The sequence below is a fragment of the Pseudomonas sp. GW821-FHT11G12 genome, from assembly GCF_058808055.1.
The window spans coordinates 276,910-290,570 of record NZ_JBXARH010000002.1; the positions used below are offsets into that span (position 1 = coordinate 276,910).

10 protein-coding genes are annotated in these 13,661 nt (G+C 63.6%); all 10 read left to right on the forward strand.

Annotated elements, in window-relative coordinates:
* Positions 1–2 precede the first annotated feature (2 nt).
* Positions 3–2,660, forward strand: a complete 2,658-nt coding sequence (tssH, locus tag AC1RR7_RS08965) for a type VI secretion system ATPase TssH (RefSeq protein ID WP_493157154.1) — start codon at positions 3–5, stop codon at positions 2,658–2,660.
* A gap of 10 nt (positions 2,661–2,670) precedes the next feature.
* Positions 2,671–4,197: a sigma-54 interaction domain-containing protein gene (locus AC1RR7_RS08970; RefSeq protein ID WP_493157157.1), complete on the forward strand. Its 1,527-nt coding sequence runs from the start codon at positions 2,671–2,673 to the stop codon at positions 4,195–4,197.
* Between the two features lie 93 nt (positions 4,198–4,290).
* Positions 4,291–4,431 (forward strand): type VI secretion protein, encoded by a 141-nt coding sequence (locus tag AC1RR7_RS08975; protein ID WP_493157159.1) that lies wholly within the window; start codon positions 4,291–4,293, stop codon positions 4,429–4,431.
* Positions 4,432–4,449: 18 nt separating this feature from the next.
* Entirely contained in the window at positions 4,450–5,643 is a 1,194-nt protein-coding gene (gene tagH / locus AC1RR7_RS08980) for a type VI secretion system-associated FHA domain protein TagH (RefSeq protein ID WP_096817222.1), read from the forward strand.
* Between the two features lie 5 nt (positions 5,644–5,648).
* Complete coding sequence (tssJ, locus tag AC1RR7_RS08985; protein WP_102620680.1) at positions 5,649–6,149, forward strand: type VI secretion system lipoprotein TssJ; 501 nt, start codon at positions 5,649–5,651, stop codon at positions 6,147–6,149.
* Positions 6,150–6,151: 2 nt separating this feature from the next.
* A complete protein-coding gene (gene tssK / locus AC1RR7_RS08990) occupies positions 6,152–7,483 on the forward strand; it encodes a type VI secretion system baseplate subunit TssK (protein WP_096817226.1) in 1,332 nt (443 codons plus the stop codon).
* 5 nt (positions 7,484–7,488) lie between these two features.
* Positions 7,489–8,364: a type IVB secretion system protein IcmH/DotU gene (gene icmH, locus AC1RR7_RS08995; RefSeq protein WP_007954389.1), complete on the forward strand. Its 876-nt coding sequence runs from the start codon at positions 7,489–7,491 to the stop codon at positions 8,362–8,364.
* A 13-nt stretch (positions 8,365–8,377) separates the two neighbouring features.
* Positions 8,378–11,917 (forward strand): type VI secretion system membrane subunit TssM, encoded by a 3,540-nt coding sequence (gene tssM, locus AC1RR7_RS09000; protein ID WP_273535747.1) that lies wholly within the window; start codon positions 8,378–8,380, stop codon positions 11,915–11,917.
* Positions 11,917–12,645 (forward strand): PP2C family protein-serine/threonine phosphatase, encoded by a 729-nt coding sequence (locus AC1RR7_RS09005; RefSeq protein WP_011336583.1) that lies wholly within the window; start codon positions 11,917–11,919, stop codon positions 12,643–12,645. Before tssM ends, AC1RR7_RS09005 begins: the two co-directional genes overlap by 1 nt.
* Positions 12,642–13,643, forward strand: coding sequence for a serine/threonine-protein kinase (locus AC1RR7_RS09010; RefSeq protein WP_493157160.1), 1,002 nt, complete (start codon positions 12,642–12,644; stop codon positions 13,641–13,643). The genes AC1RR7_RS09005 and AC1RR7_RS09010 overlap by 4 nt, the downstream gene beginning before the upstream one ends.
* Positions 13,644–13,661: the final 18 nt, after the last annotated feature.

A 13,661-nucleotide genomic window follows, 5' to 3' on the forward strand; every position in this document is an offset into this window, starting at 1 on the left:
CCATGATCAACGTAGACCTGCAACAACTCATCCAGGCGCTGGACGCCGAAACCCGTCGCGATCTGGAGCGTTCGGCCGAGCGCTGCGTCGCTCGTGGCGGCAGCAAGATTCTGGTCGAAGACCTGATGCTGGGCCTGTTGGAGCGCCCGAACGGTCTGCTCTCCCGCGCGTTGCAAGATGCCGACGTTGACGCTGGCGAGCTGAGCGCTGCACTGCAATCGCGGGTCGAACACAGCGCTTCGCGCAACCCGGTGTTCGCTCCGGAACTGGTGCAGTGGCTGCAAGACGCGCTGCTGGTGGCCAACCTTGAACTGGGTCAGACCTCGGTCGAAGACGCGGCGCTGATCCTCGCGCTGCTGCGCAACCCGATGCGCTACGCCGGCAGTCGCTACCAGCCGTTGCTCGCCAAACTGAACATCGATCGTCTGAAGGAATTTGCCCTGTCGCAACAGCCGCAAGCAGCGGCCAACGGCAAACCGGCTGCCCAAGGCGAATCGCTGCTGGAGCGCTTCACCCACAACCTGACCCAACAGGCCCGCGACGGCAAACTCGACCCGGTGCTGTGCCGCGATGGCGCGATCCGCCAGATGGTCGACATCCTCGCCCGTCGCCGCAAGAACAACCCGATCGTGGTCGGTGAAGCCGGTGTCGGTAAAACCGCCATCGTCGAAGGCCTGGCCTCGCGCATCGCTGCCGGTGAAGTGCCGCAAGTGCTCAAGGGTGTCGAGTTGCTGTCGCTGGACATGGGCCTGTTGCAGGCCGGCGCCAGTGTCAAAGGTGAATTCGAGCGTCGTCTGAAAGGCGTGATCGACGAGGTCAAAGCCTCGCCGAAGCCGATCATCCTGTTCATCGACGAAGCCCACACCCTGATCGGCGCGGGTGGCAATGCCGGCGGTTCCGACGCGGCCAACCTGCTGAAACCGGCGCTGGCCCGTGGTGAACTGCGCACCATCGCCGCGACCACCTGGGCCGAGTACAAGAAATACTTCGAGAAAGACCCGGCACTGGCCCGTCGTTTCCAACCGGTTCAGTTGCACGAACCGACCGTGAGCGAAGCGGTGACCATCCTGCGTGGCCTGGCTCAGGTCTACGAGAAGAGCCACGGCATCTACCTGCGCGATGACGCGGTGGTCTCGGCGGCGGAACTGTCCGCCCGTTACCTGGCCGGTCGCCAACTGCCGGACAAGGCTGTCGATGTGCTCGACACCGCGTGCGCCCGCGTTCGCATCAGCCTCGCCGCTGCCCCGGAAAGCCTGGAACGCCTGCGTGGCGAGCTGGCTGAAGGTGGCCGTCAGCGTCAGGCCCTGCGCCGCGATGCCGAAGCCGGTCTGCTGATCGACCACGAAGCGCTGGATGCACTGGAAGCACGTCTGGACGAAGCCGAAGACGAAATGGTCGCACTGGAAACCCTGTGGACCGAGCAGAAACAACTGGCCGAGCGCCTGCTGGAACTGCGTCAGCAACTGGCCAAGGCCCGTGAAGCGGCGGCGGTCGAGCCGACAGTGACTGTTGAAGAAGACGCCGAAGGCACCGTGATCGAAACCCACGCCGCCGAAATCGACGAGACCCTCAGCGTCGAAGCGCTGGAAGCGCAACTCAACGAAACCCACAGCGCCCTGACCGCCGCTCAGGTCAAGGAGCGTCTGGTCAGCTTCGAAGTCTGCCCGCGTCTGGTGGCCGAAGTGATCAGCGCCTGGACCGGCGTGCCGCTGGCGCAACTGGCCCGTGAACACAACGCCAAAGTCGCAAGCTTCGCCACCGACCTGCGCACCCGCATCCGTGGTCAGGAACAAGCCGTCCACGCACTGGATCGCTCGATGCGCGCCACCGCTGCCGGTCTGAACAAGCCTGACGCACCGGTCGGCGTGTTCCTGCTGGTGGGCCCGAGCGGCGTCGGCAAGACCGAAACCGCACTGGCACTCGCCGACCTGTTGTACGGCGGCGACCGTTTCATCACCACCATCAACATGTCCGAGTTCCAGGAGAAGCACACTGTTTCCCGCCTGATCGGTGCACCGCCAGGCTACGTCGGTTACGGCGAGGGCGGCATGCTCACCGAAGCCGTGCGCCAGAAGCCGTACTCGGTGGTGTTGCTCGATGAAGTCGAGAAGGCCGACCCGGACGTGCTCAACCTGTTCTACCAAATCTTTGACAAAGGCGTGGCCAACGACGGCGAAGGGCGCGAGATCGATTTCCGCAACACGCTGATCCTGATGACCTCGAACCTGGGCAGCGACAAGATCAGCGACCTCTGCGAAGACGGCGCGCGCCCGACCGCCGAAGTGCTGGAAGAAACCATTCGCCCGGTGCTCAGCAAACACTTCAAACCGGCGCTGCTGGCGCGGATGAAAGTGGTGCCGTACTACCCGGTCGGCGGCCCGGTGCTGCGCGAGCTGATCGAGATCAAACTCGGTCGTCTGGGCGAGCGCCTGAACCGTCGTCAGCTGGATTTCAGCTGGTGCCAGAACCTCGTCGATCACCTGTCCGAGCGCTGCACCCAGAGCGAAAGCGGTGCGCGCCTGATCGACCACTTGCTCGACCAGCACGTGTTGCCGCTGGTGGCCGACCGCTTGCTCGACGCCATGGCCACCGGTGAAAGCCTCAAGCGCGTGCATGCGACGCTCGACGGCGACGCCAGCGTGACCTGCGAGTTCGCCTGAGGTGAGTGTGATGTTCACTCAAGTGCCGCAGCCACTGCTCTATGCCGAAGCCTTGCTGGCGCAGTTCGCCAGCCTGTCGCGCTCGGCGGACGGTGCTGCGCTGCTGGGTGACTTCGTGCGCGGTGTGGCCGGGTTGAGCGGTTGCGAATTGACGCAGCTGTACCTGCTCGACGCCACGCACACCAGCCTCGGAATGAACGCCGAGTGCCTCGACGGCTTGCTGCAACCGCGTGGTGCGGCGAGCCTGCCGGCGGATTACAACGGCGAGCAATTGCTGCAGTTCGCCCTGTGCCAGAACCGCGTGGTGTGCTTCGACGACCTGGGCGGCAGCCTGCAAGAAACCAGTTTTCTGCCGGCGTCGTCCACGCCGTGGCAGTCGCTGTTGTGCGTGCCGCTGGTCAACGGGCAGAAGGCGGTCGAAGGCCTGTTGCTGTGCGCCAGCCGTCGCCACATCAACCTGCAAGGGTTTGCCGATTCCCTCGGTCAGCTCGGCTCGTTCGTGCTCGGTCAGTTGCACCTGCTGCAACGCCTGCGGCAACCCATGGATGCGGCGGCGCCAGTGGTGCGCAGCCTGCCGAGTGCCAGCGGCTACGGCCTGATCGGCAAGAGCGCGGCGATGCGCCAGACCTATTCGCTGATCAGCAAGGTCCTGCACAGCCCGTACACCGTGCTGTTGCGCGGCGAGACCGGCACCGGCAAGGAAGTGGTGGCGCGGGCGATCCACGATTGCGGCCCGCGCCGGTCTCAGGCGTTCATCGTGCAGAACTGCGCGGCGTTCCCGGAAAACCTGCTGGAAAGCGAGCTGTTCGGCTACCGCAAAGGCGCCTTTACCGGCGCCGACCGCGACCGCGCCGGGCTGTTCGACGCGGCTAATGGCGGGACGCTGTTGCTCGACGAAATCGGCGACATGCCGCTGGCGTTGCAGGCCAAATTGCTGCGCGTGTTGCAGGAAGGCGAGATTCGTCCGCTGGGTTCCAACGACACCCACAAGATCGACGTGCGCATCATCGCCGCAACGCACCGCGATCTGTCGGTGCTGGTCAGCGAAGGCAAATTCCGCGAGGACTTGTACTACCGCCTCGCGCAATTCCCGATCGAGTTGCCGGCCCTGCGTCAGCGCGAAGGCGACATCCTCGATCTGGCCAAGCACTTCGCCGACAAGGCCTGCGCATTCCTGCAACGCGATCCGGTGCGCTGGTCGGAAGCGGCGATGGATCACCTGTCCGGTTACACCTTCCCCGGCAACGTGCGCGAACTCAAAGGTCTGGTCGAACGGGCGGTTTTGCTGTGCGAGGGCGGTGAGTTGCTCGCCGAGCATTTCTCGCTGCGCATGGAACCGGCACCGGCGCCGGAAGACCACTGCGGCCTCAATCTGCGCGAACGACTGGAAGCGGTCGAACGCAATCTGCTGCTCGATTGCCTGCGCAAGAACGACGGCAACCAGACGCTCGCCGCCCGGGAACTGGGCTTGCCCCGGCGCACGCTGCTTTACCGGCTAGGCCGTTTGAACATCAATCTGGGTGACTTCGATGGGTAGGCAAAAGTCCGTCGGTTTCACCTCGTCCGCTTATATCAGCGCCGCCCGAAAGGGTCGGCGCTTTGTGCTTTGTCTACACCTGGAGACCCTCTGATGTCTGTTCGTCACTGGTACGCTGTCCTGCTGACCCTCGTCGTTCTATGCGGCCTCGGCGGCTGTAGCGGCAATTACAAATTCAACGATAACGATTACCGCCCATTGGGTGATCCGCAGGCGGTCAATCGCGGCAAGTGACCGCAAGGAGCATCAAACATGGAATTGGTTTTCGAAATGCTGAACACCAAGCAGTTCGTGCCCACCGAGCTGTGCCAGCGGACCTTCAAACAGGCCGGCGGCGTGATCGGGCGGGGCGAGGACTGCGACTGGATCATCCCAGACCGCAAGCGTCACTTGTCCAACCACCACGCGATCGTCAGTTATCGCGAGGGCACGTTCTTCCTGACCGACACCAGCAGCAACGGTGTGCAGGACGGCGACAGTGGTGCACGTCTGCACAAGGGCGAACCGGTGCGCATCGAGCACGGCAGCACCTACGTGCTGGGCGACTTCGAGATTCGCGCGCGTCTGGTGCGCGACCCGGCGACGTTCGACGGTGAAGCGGGCCTGCCACGCGCCGCCGGCACCATCATTCCGGACGACGCGTTCCTCGACCTCGATCCGCTGAAGTCGCTGGAGCAGCAAGAGCGTGTGTACTCGGAGTTCGAGGAAATGCTCGCGCCGGTCACCGACCCTGAAGACTCCCGTCAGCGCGCCGACTATGCGCGCATCGACATGGAAAGCCTGATGGTGCCGGAGCTGATCGTCGAGCCCAAGCCTGAACCTGCGCCGGCACCGAAAGAGGTCGAGCGTCAGCCACAGGGTTTCTGGGATCACTTCGGTGCAGCGCTGGGTGTCGATCTGAAAGGCCTGAGCCATGACGAGCGCGAAGCGCTGGCGGTCAATGCCGCACGTCTGCTGCGCCAGAGCATCGGCGGCCTGCAACAGAGCCTGCGCACCCGCTCCGAGCTGAAAAACGAACTGCGCCTGGCCCAGACCACCGTGCAAGGCACCAACAAGAATCCGCTGAAATTCGCCGTCGATCCGAGCGAAGCGCTGGACATCCTGTTGCAGCCGCACAAGCCGGGCCACTTGCCGGCCGAGCAGGCAATCTCTCGTGCGTTCCGCGACTTGCAGGCGCATCAGGTGGCGCTGCTGACCGCCAGCCGTGCGGCGGTGCGCGGCACCCTGGAGCACTTCTCGCCGGAGCAGTTGACCCTGCGTTTCGAGCGCGACAACAAGCCGTTGCTCGCCACTTCCGGCGGCCGCTGGAGAGCGTTCAACCGCTACCACCACGCGCTGCGTCAGGACGATGAGTGGAGCGAGCGCCTGCTGGCCCGCGACTTCGCCCAGGCTTACGAAGAACAGATCCGCCTGATCTCCACCCTCCACACCGACCACCAAGGATGATGCGCATGTCTCGCCGCTCGACCGCTTTTTTCCAGACGCTGACCGCGCTCACCCTGTTGGTGCTGCTCGCCGGTTGCTCGTCGATGTCGCCGTATTCGAAAGTGACCAAGATCAACCTCAAGATCACCGGCAGCGATCAACTGAACCCGGACCTCAACGGGCGTCCGTCGCCGATCGTGGTGCGCCTGTTCGAACTCAAGCACCCGGTGACCTTCGAGAACGCCGATTTCTTCAGCCTCTATGAGCGCGCCAAGGAATCCCTCAACCCGGACCTGGTGGCCAGCGAAGAACTCGAACTGCGCCCGGGTGAAACCGTGGAACTGAAACTCAGCGTGGAGGAGGGCAGCCGCTACATCGGCATCCTCGCCGCCTACCGTGACCTGCCGGAAACCAAGTGGCGCCACACGTTCCCGATCACGCCGCTGGAAGTCACCGAAGCCGATCTGACGCTGGACCAGGCCGGTATCCGCAAAACCAACGAAGTGCTCGCCAAGGCGGATGACTGATCATGAATACCCATAAAGTCATCTGGCAGGAAGGCATGCTGCTGCGTCCGCAGCACTTCCAGCACAACGACCGCTACTACGATCACCAGATGAAGACCCGCACCCAGTTGCTGGGCGGCTACACCTGGGGTTTCCTGAATCTCGAGATCGACTTGCAGTTCCTCAACATGGGCAAACTGGTGATCAGTGAAGCCTCGGGGATCCTGCCGGACGGCAGCCTGTTCGAACTCGGTGGCAACACCGAACCGCTGGCGCTGGACGTGCCGCCGAACACCGGCAACATGCCGATCTACCTGGCGCTGCCGCTGGTCACCGGTAACCACATCGAGGCCCGTCGCCCGGAGCAGTCCGACGTGCTGGCGCGTTATACCGCCTACGAAACCGAAGTGGCCGACTCCAACGCCGGCGACGATTCGGCGAGCCAGGTCAAATGCGGTCGCCCGGACTTCAAGCTGTTGCTCGGCGAGCAGCAGAGCGACCAGGCCTACGTGAAGCTGAAGATCTGCGACGTGCTCGACACCACGCCGGACGGCGTGATCAGCCTCGACCCGGACTTCGTGCCGACCTACATTCAGGCCCACGCCTCCAGCTACCTGCTGTCGTGCCTGAAAGAAGTGATCAGCATGCTCGGTCACCGGGGCGACACCATTGCCGAGCGCATTCGTTCGAACGGCAAGGTCGGCGGCGCGGAAATCGGCGACTTCATGATGCTGCAACTGATCAACCGCACCGAACTGCTGCTGCGCCATTACCTGGGGCTGGAGCAGGTTCACCCGGAAGAGTTGTACCGCACGCTGCTGACCATGCTCGGCGATCTGGCGACCTTCTCCAGCGACAGCAAACGCCCGCGTCTGGACAGCCGTTACTCCCACGCCGACCAGGGTGCGAGCTTCCGCAAACTGATGGAGTCGATCCGTCAGGTGCTGTCGATGGTGCTGGAACAGCACGCCATCGAACTGATCCTGCAAGCGCGTCAGTACGGGATCATCGTGTCGCCGCTGCACGACCACAAACTGCTGGGCTCGGCGTCGTTCGTGCTGGCAGCCAGTGCCAACTGCGACTCCGAAGAACTGCGCAACCGCTTGCCTGCGCACCTCAAGGTCGGCCCGGTGGAGCGCATCCGCCAACTGGTCAACCTGCACCTGCCGGGGATCAAGGTCAAACCGTTGCCGGTGGCCCCGCGGCAGATCGCGTTCCACTCGAACAAAACCTATTTCATCCTCGAACTCAGTTCCGAAGACCTGGCACAACTCGAGCGCTCCGGCGGCTTCGCGTTCCACGTGTCCGGCGAATTCGCCGAGCTTGAACTGAAATTCTGGGCCATCAGGAACTGACCGACATGATCAAGGACATGGAACACAACCAGGACGACAAAACCGTCCTGCTCGACCGTCAGGGCCATGGCCCGGCGGCGAGTCCGCTGACCGACTTCGCTGCGCCACCGCGTTTCGAACAACTGGAAGAACGGATGATCTACGCCGCGCGCCTGCGCCCGGCGGAGGCCTTCAACATCAGCCTCAATTCGCTGGTGGCGGCGTCGTCCGAACTGTTGTCGGAAGTGGTGCGGCTCAAGCACAGCGAAACCCGCGAAGACCTCTACGCGCTCAACGAGCGCCTGACCGCCGGGCTCAAGCTGTTTGAAGTGCGCGCCCTGCACAACGGCGCCGAAAGCAGCCAGGTGATGGCCGCGCGTTACGTGCTCTGCACCGTGGTCGACGAAGCCGTCGTGACTACGCCGTGGGGCAACGAAAGCGAGTGGTCGCAGATGAGCCTGCTCAGCAGCTTCCACAACGAAACCTTCGGTGGCGAGAAGTTCTTCCAGCTGCTCGATCGGCTGTCGAAAAACCCGGTCAAGCACCTGCCGATGCTGGAGCTGATGTACCTGTGCCTGTCCCTCGGTTTCGAGGGCAAGTACCGCGTACAGGCGCGCGGCATGCTGGAACTCGAAGGCATCCGCGACGCCCTGTACCGGCAGATCCGTCAGTTGCGTGGTGACGTGCCGCGCGAATTGTCGCCGCAGTGGGAAGGCCTCAACGATCAGCGCCGCAACCTGGTGCGCATCGTGCCGGCGTGGATGGTGGTGCTGTTCACCTTCGTCTGCCTGGTGATGATGTATTCGGGCTTCGCCTGGGTCTTGGGCGAGCAGCGCGACACCGTGCTGCAACCTTATCAGCCGCTTGATCCGGCCGCGGTCCAGCCGCAGTCGCAGCCGTAAACAGGGACGTGTGATGAAAAAGTTTTTCAAGAAAGTCGGCGCCTTCCTGCGCCAGACCTGGGTCTGGACCTTGCTGCTGGTGCTGTTCGTGGCGCTGCTGGTGTGGTTTGTCGGCCCGCTGTTGGCGGTGGATGACTACAAGTTCTGGGAAGGTTCGACCTCCCGGTTGCTGACCATCAGCGTGCTGTTCCTGATCTGGGGCCTGACCATGGTCTTCGTCAGCTGGCGCGCCGGTATCCGCAAGAAAGCCGTCGAAGAAACCGAAGACGGCCAGGACCGTATCCGTCGTGATGACCTGATCGAAGAAGAGCAGAAAGAGTTGAAGGAGCGTTTCAAGGACGCCCTGAAAACCCTGAAGACTTCGAGCCTGTATCGCGGCCGCAGCGAGCGCTGGCGCAGTGATCTGCCGTGGTACTTGCTGATCGGCCCGCAGGCCAGCGGCAAGACCAGCCTGCTGGATTTCTCCGGGCTGGAATTCCCGATCAACAAGATCGACCGCAAGCTGACCCGCGACACCCACGGCACCCGTCATTGCGACTGGTACTTCGCCGACCACGGTGTGCTGATCGACACCGCCGGCCGCTACCTGACCCAGCCGGATTCGGAAGTCGACGGCAGCGCCTGGACCACTCTGCTGGAACTGCTGCGCAAGCGTCGTCGTGGCCGTCCGCTGAACGGCGTGCTGGTGACCATTCCGGTGGAAACCCTCACCAGTGGCAGCGAGCAGGACATCGACACTCTGGCTCGCCAGGTACGTGCACGTCTGCAAGACGTCTATCAGAAACTGCACGTCGACGTGCCGGTGTATCTGGTGCTGAGCAAGGCTGACAAGCTGCTGGGCTTCGACGAGTTCTTCGACCAACTGACCCGCGAAGAAAGCGATCAGGTGCTGGGTACCAGTTTCCGCAAGGATCAGGTCGGCACCGACGTGGCTGTGCTGCGCAGCGAGTTCGAAGAGCTGCTGCGTCGCCTCAACAGCCAGGTGATCATGCGCATGCACTCCGAGCGCGACACCCAGCGCCGTGGCCGCATCCTCGACTTCCCGCACCAGATGGGTCAGATCGGCGAGCGCCTGTGCCTGTTCGTCGACATGGCGTTCACCGGCAACCGCTATCAGCGAGCGACGCAACTGCGTGGTTTCTACCTGACCAGCGCTCCGCACCTGACCCACGAAATGGATTCGACCACCGCCGGCATCGGCGCGAGTCTGGGCATGAGCGCCGGCGTGCTGCCGACGCTGCGCAGCGGTCGTTCGCGTTTCATCCACCACTTGCTCAGCCGGGTGATTTTCCCGGAGGCCGATCTGGCCGGTCTGGACAAGCGCGAGCGCAGCCGCATCCATTGGGGCCAGCGCGCGTTGTACGTCGGTGCACTGGGCGCGCTGGCGCTGTTCGGCATGCTCTGGGCCGGTGGTTTCTCGGCCAACTACGAGCGTCTGGAAAACCTGCGCAATCTGGCGCAGAACTGGACCCAGCAACGCACGGCACTGTCGCCGCGCGATGACGCCATGGGCACGCTGAAAACCCTCGACACCAGCTACGCCGCGACTCAGGTGTTCCCGAAGAAGGGCGACGCCGCGTACCACGAGCGCGTCGGTCTGTATCAGGGCCAGGACGTCAATCCGGTGGTCAAGGAGGCGTACGAGCGCGAGCTTGAAAAGCAACTGCTGCCGCGCGTCGCCACCATGCTCGAAGGCCAGATCCGCGCCAACATGAAGGACCGCGAAAAGCTGATCAACAGCCTGCGCGCGTACCTGATGCTGAACATGAAGGATCGTCGTGACGCGGCTTGGCTCAAGGATTGGGTCGCCACCGATTGGTCGCAGCGCTACACCGGCAACACCGCGGTGCAGAACGGTTTGAACGCGCACCTTGAGCGTCTGCTGAAGCTGCCGTTTATCTACCCGCTCAACGAGCAACTGGTGACTCAGGCCCGTCAGGTTCTGCGCAGTGAATCGCTGGCAAACGTGGTTTACCGCATGCTCCGTGAGCAGGCGCGCAACCTGCCGGACTATCGCTTCAGCCAGCACCTCGGCCCGCAGGGCTCGCTGTTCATTGGCACCGAATACGTGATCCCGGGCTTCTACACCCAGACCGGTTATCAGCAGTATTTCTCGGTACAGGGCTCGGCGCTGGTCACCGACATCCTGCGTGACAACTGGGTGCTGGGCGAAGGCGCCGGCATCAGCGACATGGATCTGCGTCGCCTGATGGTCGAGCTGGAGCAACTGTACTTCCGCGACTACGCCAACTACTGGAGCGAGGCCGTTGGCCAGGTGGCGCTGCCACCGATCAGCGATGCCGGTGAAGGCGCCGAGCAACTGGCGGGCCTGACTTCGGCCAACTCGCCGGTGCTGGCGCTGCTGACCGAAGTGCGTGAAAACACTCGCTTCCCGGCAGCTCCTGAACCGGTGGACGAAGCCGGTGACGCCGCCGATGCGCTGGCAGGGCAGAAGGGCAAACTGGGCAAGGTCGGCAAACTTGCTTCGGCGTTGACGGACAAGGCTGCGGCCATGAACGTGGCGAAGAACCTGCCGGACACTGCCAAGAAGTCGCTGCAACGTCGCTTTGAACCGCTGCATAAACTGCTCGACGACAACAACGGCCCGGCCGCTGACCTGACACCGGCATTTGCCGCGCTCAACGACCTGCAACTGCAACTGGCGGGCCTCGCCCGTTCCAGCACGCCGGAGCAAGCCGCGTTCGAACTGGCCAAGACCCGCATGAGCGGCCAGCGTGATGCGCTGACCAACCTGCGCAATGCGTCGGGTCGTCTGCCGCGTCCGCTGAGCGTTTGGTTCAACGTGCTGGCCGAAGACTCGTGGCGCCTGGTGCTCAACGATGCCTACCAATACCTGAACGGCCGTTATCAGAGCGAGCTGTACAGCGTGTATGGCAAGACCATCAACCAGCGTTACCCGTTCAGCGCGTCGAGCACCAGCGACGTGGCGATCAGCGATTTCCGCGAGTTCTTCCGGGCTCAAGGTACCATCGACCGCTTCTTCGACAGCTACATGCGTCCATTCGTCAGCGGTGATCCGGGCAGCTACCGGATGCGCAGCATCGACGGTCGCAGCCTGCCGGTGTCCAAGGTCTTCCTCGACCAGATGGCAGCCGCACTGAACATTCGCCAAAGCTTCTTCTCGATCAACCCGGCCGAGCCGACCGTGCAGTTCAAGCTGGAACCGTACACCCTCGATCCGGCGGTCAGCCGTTCCGAGTTCAAGTTCGGCGACAAGACCATGGAATACCGCCACGGTCCGATCCTGCCGATGAACTTCAAGTGGCCGACCGATGCTGAAGACGGTCGCACCAGCCTCGTCATGGACAAGATGGCCGGCCGCCCGATCGGCATCGAGAAGAACTCCGGCCCGTGGTCGCTGTTCCGTCTGTTCGACCTGATGCAGACCGAGTACCTGACCGGTCGCGACGTGCTGGTGCTGAAAGCCGACGTGGGTGGCCTGCGCGCCAACTACCTGCTGACCAGCCAGCGCACACCGAACCCGTTCGACATGGGCGTGATGCGCACCTTCCGTATGCCGGTGCAGCTCTGATGCTGGTGGCCAGTCCCTGGCGCAGCGCGGCGCGAACCGACCCGGGCAAGGTGCGGTCGCGCAACGAAGATGCCTTCCTCGATACCCCGCAGCATGGGCTGTGGGTGGTCGCGGACGGCATGGGCGGTCATCAGGGTGGCGACATCGCCAGCCAGTTGATCGTCGCCAGCCTGGCTGAATTGCCGCAACACGAAGACTTCGACGAACGCCTCAAAGCCATCCGCCAGTGCCTGCACTGGCTGAACCGGCGCCTGGGGCAAGAGTTGACCGTCACCGCCGGGCGTCACGACAGCATCATGGGCAGCACCGTCGTGGCGCTGCTGGTGGACGGCAATCGCGCGGCCTGCATCTGGGCCGGCGACAGCCGTTGCTACATGTGGCGCGGGCAGCGGTTGTATCAGCTGTCGAAGGACCATTCGCTGCAACAGCAACTGATCGACGAGCAACAGATGAGCGTCGAGCAGGCTGCGGCGCACCCGGCCGCCCAGGCCTTGACCCGGGCGGTGGGCGCGGCGGAACAACTGACCCTGGATGTGCTGGAACTCGAGGTCTATCCGGGCGATGTGTTCCTGCTGTGCAGCGATGGCTTGTATCAAGGCCTGAGCAGCGATGCCCTCGGCAACGCTCTCAGCCTGGCGGCGCCACATGTGGCGCTGGAACGTCTGTTCGACGGCGCCCTGCGGGGTGCCGCTCGCGACAATCTGACTGCCGTGGTGATCCGCCAATGACTGAACTCGAATCCTCAGTCGATGATTTGCTGATGAGTGAAGAGCAGGCCAACAACCTGACCTATTTCGCCTTCGCCAAGGAAAACAAGGCAGAGCCTCTGCTGGCGCCGACCAAGGCCAGCATCGGTGCACTGCCGGACGTACTCGCCGGCCGCTATCACCTCGAGCGTCTGCTAGGGGCCGGCGGCATGGGTGCGGTTTACCGGGCCCGGGATCTGCTGCACGAACAGTTCGGCGATCCCGATCCTTACATTGCGCTGAAAATCCTCAGCGAAGAATTTGCCGAGTCGCCGGACGCCAGTGCCTTGCTCTACAGCGAGTTCGCCCTGACCCGACGTCTGCGCCACGACAACGTGCTGCGACCGCACACGTTTGAAGTGGACACCGATTGCCAGCGGGCCTTCATCACCATGGAACTCATGCGTGGCCTGACCCTGGACAAACTGCTCTGCGAGCGGCCACTGGGCCTGCCGTGGAAAGAACTGCGCGACATCGCGCTGCCGCTGCTCGACGCGCTGGCCTACGCCCACCGTCGCGGCGTGCTGCACGGTGACATGAAACCGAGCAACGTCATGCTCTGCGAAGACGGCGTGCGCCTGTTCGACTTCGGTCTCGGGCAAGCCGAGGAGGGCATCCTGCCCGGCCTGCCGCACCTGAGCCGCGAGCGCTTCAACGCCTGGACCCCGGGCTACGCCGCCCCCGAACTGCTTGAGGGCCAACCGCTGTCGGCCAGCGCGGACGTGTACGGCGTGGCCTGCGTGATCTATGAGCTGGCGGGCGGCAAACACCCGTTCCGCCGCTTGCCCTCGACCCAGGCCCGTGACGAACACCTGGATCGCGAACTGCAAGCCCCGGCAAATCTGCCGACACACTGCTGGCCAGCGCTGCGCACCGCTCTGGCCTTTGACGCGGCAGAGCGCAGCATTTCTGCCGAACAATTGCGTGACGCCTTGGGCGCCACCTCGTCCTGGCTGCAGCGTTTGCGACTGCGGGCGTAACGGATGACATTCGAACAG